The organism is Reichenbachiella sp. (genome assembly GCF_965233835.1).
Lineage (GTDB): Bacteria > Bacteroidota > Bacteroidia > Cytophagales > Cyclobacteriaceae > Reichenbachiella.
The window spans coordinates 698406-714863 of sequence record NZ_OZ247585.1 but is presented as its reverse complement, the minus strand read 5'-3'; the positions used below and the strand labels follow the sequence as shown (position 1 = coordinate 714863).

At 40.0% G+C, this 16458-nt stretch carries 17 protein-coding genes; 4 read left to right on the top strand and 13 right to left on the bottom strand.

What is annotated here, in order from left to right:
* Positions 1-99: 99 nt before the first annotated feature.
* Entirely contained in the window at positions 100-1338 is a 1239-nt protein-coding gene (locus ACO6S2_RS03015) for a toll/interleukin-1 receptor domain-containing protein (RefSeq protein ID WP_422361042.1), read from the bottom strand.
* 153 nt (positions 1339-1491) lie between these two features.
* Here ACO6S2_RS03015 and ACO6S2_RS03010 point away from each other — a divergent pair, with 153 nt between their 5' ends.
* From ACO6S2_RS03010 to ACO6S2_RS03000, 3 genes are all read left to right on the top strand, one after another.
* Positions 1492-2556 carry a hypothetical protein gene (locus tag ACO6S2_RS03010; protein ID WP_422361041.1) on the top strand — a complete coding sequence of 355 codons (1065 nt, stop codon included), beginning with the start codon at positions 1492-1494 and terminating at the stop codon, positions 2554-2556.
* Positions 2557-2779: 223 nt separating this feature from the next.
* Positions 2780-3154, top strand: coding sequence for a BlaI/MecI/CopY family transcriptional regulator (locus ACO6S2_RS03005; protein ID WP_422361040.1), 375 nt, complete (start codon positions 2780-2782; stop codon positions 3152-3154).
* Complete coding sequence (locus ACO6S2_RS03000) at positions 3147-4859, top strand: M56 family metallopeptidase (protein ID WP_422361039.1); 1713 nt, start codon at positions 3147-3149, stop codon at positions 4857-4859. The genes ACO6S2_RS03005 and ACO6S2_RS03000 overlap by 8 nt, the downstream gene beginning before the upstream one ends.
* A 46-nt stretch (positions 4860-4905) precedes the next feature.
* Here the strand turns inward: ACO6S2_RS03000 and ACO6S2_RS02995 are convergent, their stop codons facing one another.
* Positions 4906-5430: a DUF3124 domain-containing protein gene (locus ACO6S2_RS02995; protein WP_422361038.1), complete on the bottom strand. Its 525-nt coding sequence runs from the start codon at positions 5428-5430 to the stop codon at positions 4906-4908.
* A gap of 152 nt (positions 5431-5582) precedes the next feature.
* On the opposite strand from ACO6S2_RS02995, the gene ACO6S2_RS02990 reads away from it, so the two are divergent.
* A complete protein-coding gene (locus tag ACO6S2_RS02990; RefSeq protein ID WP_422361037.1) occupies positions 5583-5966 on the top strand; it encodes a response regulator in 384 nt (127 codons plus the stop codon).
* Here the strand turns inward: ACO6S2_RS02990 and ACO6S2_RS02985 are convergent.
* The 11 genes from ACO6S2_RS02985 to ACO6S2_RS02935 form a co-directional block, all read right to left on the bottom strand.
* Positions 5961-9365: a two-component regulator propeller domain-containing protein gene (locus ACO6S2_RS02985; RefSeq protein WP_422361036.1), complete on the bottom strand. Its 3405-nt coding sequence runs from the start codon at positions 9363-9365 to the stop codon at positions 5961-5963. The two genes, ACO6S2_RS02990 and ACO6S2_RS02985, sit on opposite strands and share 6 nt — an antisense overlap.
* A gap of 132 nt (positions 9366-9497) precedes the next feature.
* Positions 9498-10238, bottom strand: a complete 741-nt coding sequence (gene bla / locus ACO6S2_RS02980; protein WP_422361035.1) for a subclass B1 metallo-beta-lactamase — start codon at positions 10236-10238, stop codon at positions 9498-9500.
* 20 nt (positions 10239-10258) lie between these two features.
* Positions 10259-10627 (bottom strand): hypothetical protein, encoded by a 369-nt coding sequence (locus ACO6S2_RS02975; protein ID WP_422361034.1) that lies wholly within the window; start codon positions 10625-10627, stop codon positions 10259-10261.
* Between the two features lie 10 nt (positions 10628-10637).
* Positions 10638-11672 carry an adenylate/guanylate cyclase domain-containing protein gene (locus ACO6S2_RS02970; protein WP_422361033.1) on the bottom strand — a complete coding sequence of 345 codons (1035 nt, stop codon included), beginning with the start codon at positions 11670-11672 and terminating at the stop codon, positions 10638-10640.
* 74 nt (positions 11673-11746) lie between these two features.
* Positions 11747-12217 (bottom strand): YybH family protein, encoded by a 471-nt coding sequence (locus ACO6S2_RS02965; RefSeq protein ID WP_422361032.1) that lies wholly within the window; start codon positions 12215-12217, stop codon positions 11747-11749.
* A 12-nt stretch (positions 12218-12229) separates the two neighbouring features.
* Entirely contained in the window at positions 12230-13165 is a 936-nt protein-coding gene (locus tag ACO6S2_RS02960) for a hypothetical protein (RefSeq protein ID WP_422361031.1), read from the bottom strand.
* Positions 13166-13170: 5 nt separating this feature from the next.
* Complete coding sequence (locus ACO6S2_RS02955; RefSeq protein WP_422361030.1) at positions 13171-13668, bottom strand: hypothetical protein; 498 nt, start codon at positions 13666-13668, stop codon at positions 13171-13173.
* Between the two features lie 83 nt (positions 13669-13751).
* Positions 13752-14075 (bottom strand): winged helix-turn-helix transcriptional regulator, encoded by a 324-nt coding sequence (locus ACO6S2_RS02950; protein ID WP_422361029.1) that lies wholly within the window; start codon positions 14073-14075, stop codon positions 13752-13754.
* 33 nt (positions 14076-14108) lie between these two features.
* Positions 14109-14570: a DinB family protein gene (locus ACO6S2_RS02945; protein ID WP_422361028.1), complete on the bottom strand. Its 462-nt coding sequence runs from the start codon at positions 14568-14570 to the stop codon at positions 14109-14111.
* A gap of 11 nt (positions 14571-14581) precedes the next feature.
* Complete coding sequence (locus ACO6S2_RS02940; protein WP_422361027.1) at positions 14582-14929, bottom strand: 5-carboxymethyl-2-hydroxymuconate Delta-isomerase; 348 nt, start codon at positions 14927-14929, stop codon at positions 14582-14584.
* Positions 14930-15080: 151 nt separating this feature from the next.
* Positions 15081-16451 (bottom strand): M20/M25/M40 family metallo-hydrolase, encoded by a 1371-nt coding sequence (locus tag ACO6S2_RS02935; RefSeq protein WP_422361026.1) that lies wholly within the window; start codon positions 16449-16451, stop codon positions 15081-15083.
* Positions 16452-16458 lie beyond the last annotated feature (7 nt).

Sequence of the window (16458 nt, the reverse complement as noted above, 5' to 3'; positions counted from 1 at the left end):
ACAGTTTATATCGTATACAATGTAGGGAAATTGAATATTCTTTTTCAAGAGCTGCTAAGCTAGCAGAATGTATTATGGTGTGACTAGCAGTAATTGATCTCATTTAAAGTTTGGTTTCGTGCCAAGTTTTGGTTTTACAACGTCAGGTTCATCGTATATTTCTCGCAAAAGGTCTGAAAATGAGTTTTCTAAATTTTCATCACTTCGCATATCTAAATGTATGTATTGATGCATGAATTCAGGAATGCTATCCGCTTGTTGACCTTCTTTTAGAATTGGAATTATTCTTTCATTATTCGTTTGATTCTTGTAGAGATCAGCATTCATAATCGAATATTCATACCCAACACCTCCCGACCTTTTTTCAGCTTTTAGTTTATAATTCGGTGTGAAAACAATCAGGATTCTGTCAGCATTTTTTATCGATGTCTCAACAAAATGAGGCAAATTCTCTCCAAGCCTTAATTCATACCTGTCGAGTAGAACATTCACTCCCTCTTTGACTAGATTGTTTGCTAGATTGAGTACCCAATTTTTATGGTCTTCATCGTCCCAAGAATAAGAAATGAATACGGTTGGAACCTCATCCGAAATTTGATTTTCTGAAATTGGTTTCTCTCCACCAAGCAAACTTCTAATTGGATTTATACTTTTTCTATCAAAGGGTTCAACCATTTCAAGTATTCGATTCACAAAATTTATGCGGGTTGATTCATTTAAGTCCATTATTATGTCATAATAATAAACCTTCCTGCTAGTGCTTTTTCCTTGTGAATTTCTTAGTTCGATATATTGATAGTAATCAGGATGATACGGCTCAAACTCTTTTAATGTCTTAATGAATCTATTTCCCGAAAAGTAAGTGCTTTGATCTTCTGAATTATTAACTAATTCGAAGATTCTGTTATATATTTCAATCCAATTCATTCTATCTAGTTTATCTTTGCTAGGTACTTCTTTCTTTGGAAGAAGGTGCGCATTATTCTTTATTATTTGCTTGCATTCCTCGTTTTCGGGAAACATATTGGCATAATTATACGCTTGGATTCCATCACTTTTTTTTGCAAGTTCAACAACCAGTGTTTCGTAATTTGTTTCTGTTAACTCATGAAATTTACCCGAATGCAAAATGAATAGCTCTTCTAACAGTTCTAATTCTAAGGTTGATCCATCTTTTGTTATTTGCCTAAAGAACTCCGTTTCAAACGTTCTAGCAGCAAACCTTAATAAGATGTCGGTAGCGATTTCTTTCTTTTTGGAATAGAGAAACTCCAAAACGGGTTTCCAATTTTGATCTAGTATTTGCTTGAGTATTTCTTCTTGGCTAGGAATTCTCATTTTATAGGCTGTTAGGCTAACGTCCAACTATCTTCTGTAAGCTGGACTTTTCAAATATCTATAAAAGTATCGGATAGCACGAGCCTTTGCAAATAGCTCAGTTAGCTTATGGGTGATAGTGTTTGTTAGGTCTAGTTATGGTATATTTCTTTTATGAAATTTGGATATTTCTTCCTGTTTGTGTTTGTAGTATTCTTCGTAATTGGTGCGATAAATGGACACAAATCGACATTAGCAGATAAGGATATTGTTGAATTTGTATTAAAAGAACGGGTGGGTATTGTGGTAAGAGATGAGGAGACAAATTTATTGATCTTTGACAAAGAGGGAAAGATAATTTATTCATATTATGTGGTTCAGAATCATTTGGACACGGTAAATTTTTCTTCCAATTATGCATTAAATCCTAAATCATTATTTCCTCTCGAATCAGATGAATTGATCGCCACAGTCTTACTCGCCATGGTTGGTATTCCCACAGCTAGAGAAATTATTCAAGCTCGACAAATAAAACCTAAGAAATCCATGAAAAAATTAATTCTATCATTTGTTAGTGGAATATCTGGCTATGGGATAGGATATTATGCTTTTCGACCCAAAATCTCCGATAATTTGATTACTGAAAGATTTGGAGATAGAACCAAGTGGAAAAATATCTCAATTGATTTGGCTCGCAAGAGAGTAAAACTAATCTGGGAAATTTTTGAAAGGCTTAAATTGGCCTGTGAAGAGGTAGAAAAGAAGCCGTTTGATTCTACTGAAATTGATTTCATATCCAACAGTTTTAGATACTTGACAATTGTCAAAAAAGATCTTAACCAAAGAAAGGACATCCATTTTTTGATAAAATTGACAGAGAGGAAATACGAGTGGCTAGAGGCGTTATTTAGTGATAAAAAAAATATTCTAAAAGATCATTATTTCAGGCCGGAAATAGCATCTAAGCTGAATCAGCACCAGAAGGTAAGGGTATTACCTCTAGCATCTACTTATTCAGTTAAAGATTATTTAGTTGCTTTGGATTCAATCATTATAGATAAAAATAATTTAGATGGTTTGGTTGCTAGCGAGTTGGATTCTAGAATTCGAATCGCAGCTTTAACTAAAATTAAGGATTACTCACCAGATCAGTTCGAATTTATTGTTTGGATACTCAAGGACAGTGGTTCTAGAGGAGATTCAATTGTTTTGAAATATTTTGAAAGTATTCCCAATTAGACCTAACGTAGTGATAGCAACACCTAAGTGCTTCATATTAGCTAATATCTGAAATATCAACCACTAATGCATCAAATATCTCTCATCGCCATGGAGTAAAATCATTTTTGTTGACGAAAACGAGTAGTTAACTTAAAATTAAGTTAAATAACTTATCAATAAGTTTGTAAACTTAAAATTAAGTTGTACTATTGTCTAGCTGATTAAAATTAAACTCAATAGTATGGTCACTTTAACTAAGGCAGAGGAGAAGATAATGAAGATTCTCTGGGGTATCGAAAAAGGTTTTATCAAGGATATAATCAATGAGTACCCCGACCCTAAACCTCCCTACAATTCCGTCTCCACGATTGTGCGGGTATTGGTGCAGAAGGAAATCGTGGGCTACACGGCTTACGGCAAATCGCATCAATATCACCCGCTCATCAGCAAGGACGAATATAGCGAGGGACAACTGTCGCGACTAGTGAAGGACTATTATAGCAACTCACTCAGCAAGGTGGTCAACTTCTTTTCTGAAAGCAAGCAGCTGGATGAGAAGGAACTAGACGAAGCCATGAAAATGCTTGAAGCACTTAAAAATCAGAAAAATGGATAAGCTCATTTGGTATTTGATGGAGTCCAGCGTGATGCTGGCCTGCCTCTACGCACTCTATGTGCTGATATTGAGGAAAGAGACTTTTTTCTCTCTCAACCGATTTTATCTGATTGGCATTGTCATTTTCAGCCTCACCTTTCCCCTATTGAGTTTTGATTTTAATCCGGCACCCGTAGCCAAACTACCTATACAAGAAATCAGCCAGGCACGTATGAGTTATTACGATGCATTTGCTGATTGGACCTATGTTCACACCCAAGCATCTACCACTCCCACTCAGGATACAACCCATTGGTTTAGTGAAATCAACTGGACAAAAATCCTTCTGTGGGCATTGGCAGGTGTTTATTTTATTGGTGTGGTCGTTTGTCTATCGCGTACAGTATGGACGGTGCAATGGATCTATGGATTGATCCGCAGCCACCCGGTCACCATACATGATGGCGTGAAAGTGGTGAAGGTGAAAAATCAGATGGCTCCGTTCTCCTTTTTGAACTATGTCTTTGTACATGAAGAGATGATAGGCACAGCTGAATTTGATCACATCCTGACACATGAGTGCACACATGTGAGACAGCGACATTCGATTGACTTAATTTTTGTTCAATTTTTGGCGGCCTTTTTCTGGTTCAACCCAGTGATCTGGCGGCTAATTAAATCCCTAAAAACAACACATGAATATATAGCAGACAACCACATTCTAAACAAGGGTTATTCCTTAGTTGAGTATCAGACCTTGCTTTTGAGACAATTGATCAGCAACAACTCTTACGGGTTGGTACACAATTTCAATTTATCATTTATAAAAAAGCGAATAACCATGATGAAAAATAAAAAATCAGGCGCATTGGGTAAAGTAAAAGTAACCCTAGCCTTAGTTGTAACCATGACCTTTAGTGTAATTATGATTCAGTGCAACTCCGCAGAGGATGAGCAGGCTGTAATTACGTCTGAAAAGTCATTGAGGAACGGACATGATGAAGGGGTTGTCCTCCCTGTCATTTCGGGTAGAGAAGGTATATATTATGCTTCCGAATCTGACCTTTTGAACTTTACAATCGTGAACGACCAACTGACTATTGACGGGGTCGAACATGAAGTAGGAGAAATAGCAGAAGTTATTGTGTCTTCCGGTTTGACGGACAATGGAATCATTGCACTCAGAGTAGATCAAAATCAAAAGATGGGAATGATTCGTGATATTCAAACCGAATTGAGAAAAGCCAATCGTCGTAAAATACTGCAATTGGGTCAGTCACCTCTCGGGCAACCAGTGGAGTCTCCTATGCTTTTGTCTCCAATGAAAGGTCACAATTTACCCGGCGTTCCTCAGCTTCCGCACATCGATGATGCGTATGCAGCCAAACATGATATTGACATCCTTAAAATTTTTCTTGGAAAGCAAGCGGATGTTACCAATCACAAAAAAGTATATGATTTTGTTAAAGATCAGATGGCGCAGGGCAAGTCTAACTATGTGGTAAGTACTAAGTATAGCAATACCGATACTTATGAGGCATACCTCAAAAATTGGGTCTATATACAGGAAGGTTTCAATCAAATTTATGAAGAGAGAAGTCAAGCCATGTTTGGCAAATCTTATTTGGATCTAAATAAGGATGTTCCTGAAGAAAACGAACAATTCATGGCGGTCAAAAAAGGAATACCAAGAGCAATTTCCATTGCAGAACCTGAAGGCTGTTAAAATCTATTCACATCGAACAAAGGTGATCAATTACTTGGTCACCTTCTTATTTTACCCTCCTCCCTTGAGTAGTAAATGAAATACCTTGCTGACCTGAAGTAGAAATCATAACCGCTTCAAAATAGGGTTCTGGAGTTCTTTTCTTTTTCCTCCAATAAAACAGAAAATTAGCTCCGGTGCCTCCCTGCAGATTGTCCTCGTCCAAAACGATTTCTATCGTCTCCATAGGTGCAATGAATACTGGCTGCTCAATGAAAGTTTTGATCAGCTTTCCACCAGTATTATAATATTCTACTTTTTCTATGTAAACTGAGTCCTGACTATTTGTATTCCTGGTGCTTATCGTTGCCGTTAGGTTGTGCGTTCGCTTTTCTTTGGAGCTATAGATCTGCGAATAGACCGACAAGTAAGTCTGACCAGACGTCAGCGAATCTATCGCCTGCATACTCACAGATCGTTCAGACCAATCCACACTTCCAGGGCCATGCTCAGGCTCGAGCTCTCGACATGAACTCAACAACACACATACAAACATCAAAAGCATCCAGACTGCCTTAAGAAATAAATTCATATACCTAACTGTTTTTAGTTACAATTTAAGAAAAGCGACTTTCTCATCGGTAACCATTTAGAACATTTCAGTTGTATGTATTTACCCAAAATCACGATGTTTTTGGTCAGAAAAAACCTTTTTCTGGTTATATTACTATTAGCAGCACTTTTATGAAAAAAAATCAAATTACCATTCTCTATGTGGATGATGAGGAAATCAATCTCTTAGTCTTCGAAAAAAACTTTGAGCGCAAATTTTCGATCCTTACCGCAACGTCAGGTCAAGAAGGCCTTACAAAACTTGAACAACATGGCGATGAAATTGATGTCGTTGTCAGTGATATGAAAATGCCTCAAATGAACGGGGTGGAATTCATCAGATCAGCACGAGAGTCAAACCCTGACATTGTCTATTTTATTCTGTCTGGTTTTCAATACAATGAGGAAATTGATGAAGCCGTCAAAAATGGTAATGTTCAGCAGTTCTTTATGAAACCCATGAATATGGAGGAAATTACTAACGTGATAGAAAAAACTACGAACAACTCATTATAGAACCTTTAAGTCGTCCGGCAGCTGACCGATTCTACTGCTCGGAAAGCCAACATCAACGCGCGTTCCTTTACCTACCTGTGATGTTATTTCAAGTGTCCCTTCCATTTCCTTTATTAAGTTATAACTAATAAACATCCCAAGTCCAGTCCCCTGGCCTTGTGCTTTTGTTGTAAAAAATGGATCTGTGACTTTTTTCAGATTTTCCTCTGGAATTCCAACCCCATTGTCGCTAATGGTCAATTGTACTGTATCTCCGTGCCTTTCTGTTGTGATTTCAATTTTCCCCCCTTTGGCCAAAGCATGATTAGCGTTGGTTAATATATTGACAATAATTTGGTGACACTTGGATCTGCTCCCAAGAATAGTAATATCATCCGCAGTAAAATTTTTGTCAATGGTCACTGCGTCCCCCATACTGCTTCGAAGGATTTCTAAGCAATTGTCTATGACTTCATGAAGTTCTATTTTGTCTCTATTCGAGCCTCCTTCGTGACTGAATTGATTAAGACTCTTGATAATCTTTGCGGCACGACTCACACCTTCTTGAATAGCATCAATAAATACCGAAAAACGTCTTTTATCAGCAATTTCCGTTTGCTCCAATTCGTGCGTCAAACCTCCAACTCCACCATGGATGAAATTCAAAGGGTTATTAATTTCATGAGCAACTCCGCTGGACAATACGCCAATAGAGGCCATTTTTTCAGATTGTATCAACTGCTGTTGAGTAGAGGCCAAGTCATTCAACGCATTGGACAGCGCCTCATTTTTTTCTCCCAGCTCACTGTTTTTTGTTTTGAGTTCTTCTCTTTTCTGTTCTATTTCTTGCGTGCGTTCTTTGACCATCCGTTTCAGCACCTCCTTTTGTCTCTTGAGCCTGCGAATTCTGATCCTATAAAAAATTATCATTAATGTAGCGACTACCACTATGTACAGCACCTTCATCCACCATAGCATCCACCAGGGTGGTCTGATCTTAATAGACATGGAAATACCTTGGTCATTCCATTTTCCATCATCATTAGCAGCTTTGACTCTAAACTGATATTCTCCTGGCGGCACATTAGTATAAACCGCTTTTCTATCACGATAAGAGGTAACTATCCATCCCTCATTAAAAGGGTCCAATTTATAGGCAAATCGATTTTTTTCCGGTTGTCTGAAATTCAACGCCGAGAATTCTACTGCCCAGATATAATCCTCATAACCTAATTCTATTTGATCCTGTGTGGTAACAGAAGATTTGAGTAGGCCATCCTTTGCAACAGGAATGGACTGGTTGAATAACAAAAAGTCTGTTAGTACTACGGGTGGAATATATTCATTGCTTTTAACCTTTTTAGGGTCAAATACACTCAGGCCATTTACACCACCAAAGTACATCATGCCCTGACTGTCTCTCATGAATGCACCTGCATTAAATTCATTGCTTTGTAGTCCGTCCAACTCGTCATACCAGATAAATCTGTTCTCTTTTACTTCGAATTTGTTTATTCCCCTGTTGGTGCTAATCCAGAAGTTTCCGTCGTCGTCCTCCAATAGACCATAAGCAATTTCATTGGACATTCCTTGTTTTAGTCCCCAAGCTTTGAATTTTTCAGTTTTAGGGTCAAACAAATTCAAACCACCATTAGTACATACCCAAAATCTACCATCCTCACTTAAATATAAATACTGAATAGAATTGTTGCTGATTGAAAGAGAGTCTCCAACCACATTTTTATAGCTCTTAAAAATTTCTTTGGATTTATCAAATCGATTCAAGCCTTGATCAGTACCTAACCAAAGTACTCCATCTTTATCTTCCACTATATTTCTAAGACTATTACCACTTATCGAATTTGGGTTAGCAGGATCATTGATATACGATTTAAACTTCTTGGTTTCTTCATCAAATTTGTTCAAGCCTCCTTCGGCGGTTGCTACCCAGATGATTTCATCTCGATCTTGAAAAACACACCTTACGCGATTATCACTTAGGGTCCCTATTTTATTTTTGTCCACTTCAAAACGCTCAATTCGTCCCGTCTTCGGGTACAGGATATTCACACCTCCATAAGTTCCAATCCAAATCCTGCCTTTGTTGTCCTCATATACATATCTAACATAGTTCTGACTAATGCTATTACTGTTGTTTGCCTCGTTTTGAAATAGTTTGTACTTATTCGATCTTCGGTCATAAAAATTTAATCCATCTGAGGTAGCTATCCATAAATTCTTTTTAGAGTCCTCCATAATATGCCATACATTGTCATGACTCAGCCTGTCCGAATTAAATGGATTATGCTTTAGATGCCTAAATATCTGGGTGGATTTATCGACAATACAAAAACCAGTGCTGCTATGGCCTAATAACAAATTTCCCCCCTGGTCACTACCAATGGCACGAACCACATGGTCAGGGATAGTATATGGATCCAGTACATTTTTCTGAAACCCGATAAATTGATCTGATGCGCTATCATATAAGTTGAGCCCGGCATTTGCTGTTCCAATCCAAATCAGGCCATCTTTATCCTGATGAATACTCAAAATTCTGTCACTAGTCAAACTTTCCTCTTTCAAGGGGTTGTGACTAAAATTCTTAATACTACGACTACTGATATCAAACAGACTCACTCCTGAATTGTTTGTGCCAATCCACAACCTATTCGCCTGATCAAAAAGAAGCGTTCGGATATTATTACTAGCAAGCGTATTGCTCCTCCCTATTTCACTAACATACTGGTTCAACCTATTTTCACTCAAGTTGAAAGAAAACAACCCGTGCTCAGTTGTAGCAATCCACAAATTGCCGGAATCATCCATTTCCAGATCCCTTATATATTTATCTGTCAAATCAATATTTTCTTCCGTCTTCACTTGAAATGGTTCGAAATAACCTTGACTCATATCAAACAGGAACAATCCTCTTTCAGTCCCTATCCACAAATGTGAAGACTCTGCTGAGTGCATAGTGATAATTGAATTCTGGCTGCCTGAGGGAGAGCCATTGTAAAATCGTTGAAAACTTTCCGTTGAAGGGTTGAACTTCGAGAGTCCATCGTGAGTGGCCACCCACAGGTGGTCTGATGAATCCTCTAGCACCTGGTAGACCACATTATGACTCAAAGAATTTGGATTGTCAATTTCAAACCTCCATGTTTTGAATTGATAGCCATCAAAACGGTTGAGACCTTCCAGAGTTCCTAACCAGATAAACCCTTGACGATTTTGATAAATGGATAGCACCGTGGCTTGGGACAAGCCATGCTGAATAGAATAATTACGAAATTTTAGATTTTTTAGATCAGACTTACGCTGCTGTTCTGCTGTAAGAATGGATTGAGGTTCAGGTGCAAGGCTATGGCCATCTGCGAAGGAAATTGAACATAGCAACAACAAGCCTAATAGCATCATCAATAATAACGGTTAATTTCATTCGAACAGATTAGGCCGCTGCTATATAAATATAATGCTTTGGTGGTGGATAAAAAAATGGCGGCATCCGATACCCTCGAACAACCGCCATCACTCAATTTTTGCTAGACCTTAGTCACTCTGATTTTTTGGCAAAAACATTTTGATGGTATAATCCAATAACGCTTGTCCCCCAGATGGCCCATGACCAGGAATCACCACCTTAACGTCTGGGTATTTTTCTTTTATGTTTTCTACGGTTGTAGACCATTCATCTAGATCGGCATCCTCCAAATTACCTTTACCTGCTTTGAGTTTTTTTATCAAGCACCCACCAAACATGACTTGTTCTGTGGGCAAATAAGCAACCACATTATCTGAGGTATGACCTGCACCCAAGTAGTCAACAACTACCTCCTGACTTCCGAAAGTTAGGTTGGTGAAGTTATCGAATCCCTGCTGCGGCAACAAGGCAGCTGAATCTAACAATTGAATAGTTTTGTTGTGGGCTATAGAGGGTATACCTCGCTGATGAAAAGCCGCCAAGCCGCCCAAACAATCCTTATGAAAATGTGTGGGCACTACTGCAACTACCCGACTGCCCAATGCGCTGCCCAGCCAGTTGATCAGTTCTACTGAAGCCTCATCGTCTGGCGGTGTATCAAAAACAATGGCCTCGTTTTGATCCACTACGATCATGCCATTGCAACCTACTTTTCCATAGTCATTCGTCTGGAGATAGGTGATGTGCTGGTAGGTGTGATCCGAGATTTGCTTGATGATCAGCGTTTCGGATTCATACAGATTTTCTGGTTTGGAATTGCAATTAACAAGTATAATCGCAAGCAATAAATGGGTGAGATAAATTCGCATATTAAAAATATTGATTGATGTTACTTTGGTTCTATGATCAAAAAGACGGCTGTGGTTTCTCCAACATTCAGTACTTGATGCCATTCGATACGCTCATTGTAAAAATCGTAACCTGTAGGTACTTTCACCTCGCGTGTTCCTGTGGTATCTATGATTTGAAATTTTCCTCCCACTAAAGTATATCCAAAATGTGTGGCGTGAAAATGTTTGTCGTGCCCGACGCCTGGCGCAAACGTGCACTTTAAAGCTCTCACCTTTTCGTTTTCTTCCAGCACTTCACAAACGGCTTTTCCGTCCCAACCAGCTTCTAGTGGATCCGGTAATGGAGATTGGCCCAGACAACTCAATGAGAGAAGAACTAATCCGAGGTTAAATAGTATAGATTTCATGGGTAAAAAGTTAGTGTTTGGAAACAGAATAAATGGTAAGCGCCTCCTCTTTTCCTTTAAGGACCATATTCCCAAGTTTTTGAAAACCGAAACTCGTATTTGCAAACTTATTCCGAAGACTTTCGGACAAGAGTAATTCTTCTTCAAACTCATTGCACTTTTCCTGAATTCTGGCAGCCGTGTTGATGGTGTCTCCATGGTAGGCTATTTCTTTTTTGTACTTTCCCACTTCTGTCACTGTTACTATGCCTTCATGCAGACCCGCCTTAAATTCTGGTTGACAGTCGTAATTCTTTTGATAGTGATTTTTTCTTTTCTCGAGCCGTGCTTTAAAAGTATAAAAGGCTTTCAGACAATTTTCATTTCTCAGCCCATCAGCTGATTTCCAAGTCAAGATGACTTCGTCACCGACGTATTGATAGATCTCCGACTCGTTTTCCACCACCACGCCGAGATCGTTAAAACAATCCTGGATCATTTTGCTATAGAGAATATGGCCTAATCGTTCGGCATGCTGTGTAGAGGATTTGAGATCCAGAAACATGAATATCCTTTCTTCTTCTTCGGGTGTATAGAACTTGGCGGTCAAAAGCTTTATCAAATTATTTCCCCCGAAATACATACTCACCTGCATCAATCCAAACATGAAGATGTCAACCGTCAAAATATAGAAGTAGACTGCAAAACTCCCGGGCTCAAAGGCGAAGTCTATCAATTTCATTTCATTTCCATAAAAAGCAAAAGCCAGAAGAATCATGGAGGATAAAAATAGCAGTACATAGACTGCACGGATAATAATCAACTTCAATAAGGAAACTTGTTTGTATCCATACTCCATCATCAAAATATGCGAAATGCCAGAAATAGCGCCAAAAAACGGCCCCATGAATAACGAAGTAATGATGGAATCCCAAAACTCAAATTGAACAGACCCTTGCTCTATAGTGCCCTCACCTCTTACAATGCAGAGATAAATAAAAGCGAACGTCCAGCCCAAGCTATAGTCGCGTACGGTTCGCCAACGGCGTTTATTTTTGAAGGTCACTTTTGTCTATCGTTCACTGATGAATGCGACCACAAATTAAACAAAAGTGGGTTGAACTATATCCTATGATTAACTCACCTCACAAATTCATTCGGAATGGGAGACCGGTGGTAATGCGTCAGGTGCCAATCACCCTTTTGCATCATGAATACCAAGGAGTGTCGACCGTATACGGATCGTTTTGGGCCATCGAGTTGCTGGGTGGTTTGTTCGTAATAGCCATCGATAAAACCCACGTCGTCAATAATTCTTACCTCAGAAAAATGTTCGGCATAAGAGATGCCAACCATAGAATCCATATAGCCTTGGATTCCCTTTTGGTAGCTTTCCTTATCTGAGGCTCCTTTTCTGAGGAAGGCGGCATCTCGCCCAAAACCATACGTGCCCCAAGCAATTTCAGCGACTGTTGAGGCATCCTTGTCATTCCAGGCTTGGATCCATCGCTCGTAAGTTTCTTTTAGACTTTGAACTTCGGCACCCTGACCAAAAGCTGGCATCAGGCCGAGGGTTTGAATCGTAATAATCAATGCTACTAGGTTTTTCATGGGAATAAAAGTTTAGAGTTTCATTTTTCGAATAATCACGTGCTCAAGACTATCCAGAGGTTTCACTTTCTGCTCCGCTCGATTAATTCCACTTTTGAGTTGAGAGTTGACGATGTAATAGTAGTGACCATTCCCTATCTCGCCGGTGGTACTGGAGTCAAAAGCATCACCAGAATCGAGGGTTTCTGCTCCGACAATTTTAGAAATGCCTTCATTGAAGTAGAATTTCGAAATCTTGCTACTTTGATGTCCGATGAAGAAGTTTTCATATATCGCAAGCCCATCAATAACTGTCGCATCTATACCGTATTGCGTTGCAAGCAATACAAGCTCTTTCGTTTCTAAGTTCAGTTTAACAATCCCTTCGTCAGTCGCTATAAAAAGGCAACTCTCTGCTTCATAAAAGACGATGCCATTGGGGTGATGATATTTGTTAAGGTTGAGGAAAAGCTCTAGTTCGTTTTTTCCGTTTTCAATCCAATAAATTTTGTGCCCCAGGGTTTCGGTCGCATATACATTCCCCTTGTGATCCACCGTTAGGTCATTCAGCATTGCTGGAACCTCGGTATCCAAAACAAACTTTTTCATCTGGCGATTTTCATTTGGGTCAAAGGCCAGCACCGCCGTTTGTCGTTTAACATCAGGGGCATGCTCGACAATGGGTGCCACTGCGGCGCACACCCAAAGTGTATGAGTCTGGTTATCCATTTCCATACCCAATGGGCTGAATTGGCCGAAATTGTCAGAAGTGATTGCATCCGCTTCGGTTCCGTCTGGCTCGATACCCAAAATCTTCTGCTTGTAGATACTTCCGATATATACCGAATTCGTTTCTTCATTGAAGGCTGTTCCTTCAGGAATCAAATCTTTCTCTTTAAGGACAAAGTCCTTAGTGTTTGAGCAAGCCCAAACCAAACAGATTAGAAAAATGAAACCGAATTTTCGCATTACTCTTATTCCGGAACGTTGGTAGAAGTCACACAGTCTATCTTCCACTCGCTTCCATACTTTTTGTAAATGGTCGTCCAGGCAAAGTGAGTACTACCGGCTATCGTTGAGTCATTTTCATCCTGATAGGTCAAAGTTACGATCTTGTCCACGATGGTGTATGCCATACTTCCGTCGTCCGAAAATTTGATGATCGGATCAGACACATCGTCCCATTTCACAAATTCTACCATTGAAAAATAGCCGTGGTATTTCGTAATGTTTGCTTCGCGCTCAGGCCAGCTAATCACTCCTCTGTTCACAGAGATAAATTGATCGGACATCTGATTAGCAAAAGCAATTGAATCTTTGTTGAAATGGTAGTCTCGCTGTGCATGATGCATGGCCAGAATCTTCTCTTTTTCTTCTTCTAGAGAAGCCTTCTTTTGTGGTTCACACGAGGTGGAGAATAAAAGAGTGATGACTAAAACAGAAACGCGTAATATGACATATTGATTTTTCATGATTTGTCCAATGATGTTAAACAAATCTACAAGCAGCTGGTTTGAATCACAATAAGGGGCAAATTCGCCCCCATAAAGAAGTGTCAAAGGTGCTCTCCAAACTCACCCATCTTCTGAATGACCGTAAAGAGTTCTCTTCCTAGTGGGGTCAATGAGTATTCTACTTTTTTGGGGTAGACCTCAAAGTCTTTCTTTTGCACGATGTCATCGGCTACAAGTTCGCCCAATTGCTGGGTCAATGTGCGCTTTGAGGCCTCTGGGTTTTTCTTCTCAAAATCTGTCAGCCGTGCATTATTTCGATTGAGCTCGCATAATAAGGCGATCTTCCATTTCCCGGAAATCACATTCAGCGTTTTCTCCATGGGGCAATCAGCCTTGGGTTTCGTCTTTCGGGTGTAGGTGCTCATGAAAAATTAATTACGAAGCTATTCGCCTACAAGTTATACAAACTTACGAATGGCCATCATGGTTCCTAAATGCATCGCCTCGTGATAATTGTTGAATTCTAAGGCGTCCTGAATCGAGGACAAATGAAATCCCGTACCGGTCGTCCGTTCTTTGTACGGCCGGGTTTGAAGAAGCCCGTTGTTGAAATCGGCTTCGGTTTGCTCAACTAAAGATTTCAGTAATTGCTTCAGTTCATCAACCTCTTGCTGAGTTGTTTTTCCATCCGGTTTAGTTCCTCCTTGGTACTTTTCGAAGTATTCGGTGGAAACATGAGGGTCTAGACCTGCCCCTTCGTAGGCAAGTCTTTGTTGAATAACCACAATATGGCCGATGTTCCAAATGAGATTGTTATTGAATCCTTCGGGAATATGGTTGAGTTGTTTCAGATCGTACTTCTCAAAATAAGTGGCAATAACTGCTCGACTTGTTCTCCAGGCTTTTAATAAGGCTTCCATCTTTTTCTATTTTATTCCACCATCGCTTTGTTGCAATAGCTGTCTTTTTCGAAGTCTCTGATGTTCATCGAGACAATTGGTACTTGTGGGAAGAGGCCATTGAGTGCAGCAACGATTCTTCGAGATAGATTGGCCTTTTGTTCAGCCGTGCGGCCTTGCATAATGTTTCCAAAAACATGGATAAAGTCATCGGAGCCTTCTCCAGCGATGAATTCGTCGAATGATTGTACGCGAACTTTGATGTCCGTTTTTACAAACAGTTCACTTGCAACGGCTTGATCATAAACCGTCTGCATGATCTCTTGTTTGTTATGAATTCTTGTGATGTTTTCGGAGCAGTGTATGATGAAGTGTGGCATAAAAGTAATTCAATATAAAAAGTTCAAAATTCCAGTTGTCATAATTGCCGTCATCGCGAGCCTGCCTGTCGGCAGAAAGGAGGAACGAAGCGATCTTATAGTTCAAGATTGCGTCTCCCGCCCAATGGCGGGATCGCAATGACGTTAAATTTTACAAACCTTCCTGATCGATCAGGTACATCAAAGCAGCCATAGATGCAGCTCCCAATTCAAGTTCACGCTTGTTCACTTTGTCAAACGTATCATCAGCCGTATGGTGATAATCGAAGTATCTCTGAGAATCGGGCATCAGGCCAATCAAAGCAGGACCTTGATCTTTTAGTGGATTAATGTCGGCTCCGCCATAGCCCTTCACGATTTTGCGAAGATCATAAGGTGCCAATAATGGCCCCCAGCTTTGGATTTTGGTAAGTACTTCAGGTGAAGCGTTAATTCCGAATCCTCTAGGCGTAAAGCCTCCGGAGTCTGATTCCAGAGCAGCGATGTGCTTCTCTCCTTTTTCTTTAGCTACGTGAGCATATTCTAAACCTCCTCGAAGTCCATTTTCTTCGTTCATAAACATCACCGCTCTCAAAGTTCTTTTTGGACGAATGCCAGTGGCTTTGAAAATTCTTACTGCTTCGATAGCTTGCACACAGCCAGCACCGTCATCATGAGAACCATCTCCTACATCCCAAGAGTCCAAGTGACCACTTACAACAATATACTCGTCAGGCTTTTCTGAGCCAGTAAGTTCTCCAATTACATTGTACGAAAGTACCTCAGGCAACATCTCACAATGTGTCTCCATGTAGAACTTCATCGCCTTATTGTCCTTGATTGCACGACTCAAATAGTCTGCTCCAACTGTACTAATAGCCACTGCAGGAATTTGAGGAATACCCTCTTCATATTTCAACATGCCTGTGTGAGGGCTGTCGTTATAAGCCAATGTCAACGATCGGTTGATTGCGCCAACAGCGCCATACTTTGCCGCTTCTGAAGGCCCACTGGTACGCTGATCACCAGCTCCGCCATAAGCATGTCCAGTGTGGATATGCTTAGGGTCCATGGGTCTATTGAAGAACACAATTTTACCTTCAATTTTCTTTCTGCCCAACGTTTCTAGCTCTTGCAAGCTCTGAACCTCAATCACTTCAGCAAGCAATCCTTCGGGACCTGTTCCTACACTGTTACCCAAAGCGATCACATTTACGTCTTGAGAGCCATATTTAGAGTTTACAATTCTGCCTATCTCCTTCTGCCCACGCACCCAGTGAGGAACCATAACCTCCTGAAGGTACACTTTGTCAAAGCCATAAGCTTCCATTTGCTGACGGGTGTACTCCACCGCGGCAGCAGCAGAAGGAGAGCCAGTAAGTCTATGACCGATGTTGAGTGATAAATACTCAAGCATTGGATAAGACTGTCCGTTCGTTAAAGCCTCATCAAATAGGGTTCTGAGATTTTTTTCATGATTTTGCGCTTGCAAAACAAGCACTGAAAGAAGTAGCATTATCGCCACTGACATTAGTTTTTTCATTGTTGGA

What these genes read in the sequence shown, in the direction of transcription:
- ACO6S2_RS02995 (WP_422361038.1), bottom strand. Translation starts at nt 5,430, where the DNA reads ATGAATTTATTTCTTAAGGCAGTCTGGATGCTTTTGATGTTTGTATGT.
- ACO6S2_RS02985 (WP_422361036.1), bottom strand. Translation starts at nt 9,365, where the DNA reads ATGATGCTATTAGGCTTGTTGTTGCTATGTTCAATTTCCTTCGCAGAT.
- ACO6S2_RS02935 (WP_422361026.1), bottom strand. Translation starts at nt 16,451, where the DNA reads ATGAAAAAACTAATGTCAGTGGCGATAATGCTACTTCTTTCAGTGCTT.
- ACO6S2_RS02975 (WP_422361034.1), bottom strand. Translation starts at nt 10,627, where the DNA reads ATGAAATCTATACTATTTAACCTCGGATTAGTTCTTCTCTCATTGAGT.
- ACO6S2_RS03010 (WP_422361041.1), top strand. Translation starts at nt 1,492, where the DNA reads ATGAAATTTGGATATTTCTTCCTGTTTGTGTTTGTAGTATTCTTCGTA.
- ACO6S2_RS02955 (WP_422361030.1), bottom strand. Translation starts at nt 13,668, where the DNA reads ATGAAAAATCAATATGTCATATTACGCGTTTCTGTTTTAGTCATCACT.
- ACO6S2_RS02940 (WP_422361027.1), bottom strand. Translation starts at nt 14,929, where the DNA reads ATGCCACACTTCATCATACACTGCTCCGAAAACATCACAAGAATTCAT.
- ACO6S2_RS03015 (WP_422361042.1), bottom strand. Translation starts at nt 1,338, where the DNA reads ATGAGAATTCCTAGCCAAGAAGAAATACTCAAGCAAATACTAGATCAA.
- bla (WP_422361035.1), bottom strand. Translation starts at nt 10,238, where the DNA reads ATGCGAATTTATCTCACCCATTTATTGCTTGCGATTATACTTGTTAAT.
- ACO6S2_RS02990 (WP_422361037.1), top strand. Translation starts at nt 5,583, where the DNA reads ATGAAAAAAAATCAAATTACCATTCTCTATGTGGATGATGAGGAAATC.
- ACO6S2_RS03000 (WP_422361039.1), top strand. Translation starts at nt 3,147, where the DNA reads ATGGATAAGCTCATTTGGTATTTGATGGAGTCCAGCGTGATGCTGGCC.
- ACO6S2_RS02950 (WP_422361029.1), bottom strand. Translation starts at nt 14,075, where the DNA reads ATGAGCACCTACACCCGAAAGACGAAACCCAAGGCTGATTGCCCCATG.
- ACO6S2_RS03005 (WP_422361040.1), top strand. Translation starts at nt 2,780, where the DNA reads ATGGTCACTTTAACTAAGGCAGAGGAGAAGATAATGAAGATTCTCTGG.
- ACO6S2_RS02965 (WP_422361032.1), bottom strand. Translation starts at nt 12,217, where the DNA reads ATGAAAAACCTAGTAGCATTGATTATTACGATTCAAACCCTCGGCCTG.
- ACO6S2_RS02960 (WP_422361031.1), bottom strand. Translation starts at nt 13,165, where the DNA reads ATGCGAAAATTCGGTTTCATTTTTCTAATCTGTTTGGTTTGGGCTTGC.
- ACO6S2_RS02945 (WP_422361028.1), bottom strand. Translation starts at nt 14,570, where the DNA reads ATGGAAGCCTTATTAAAAGCCTGGAGAACAAGTCGAGCAGTTATTGCC.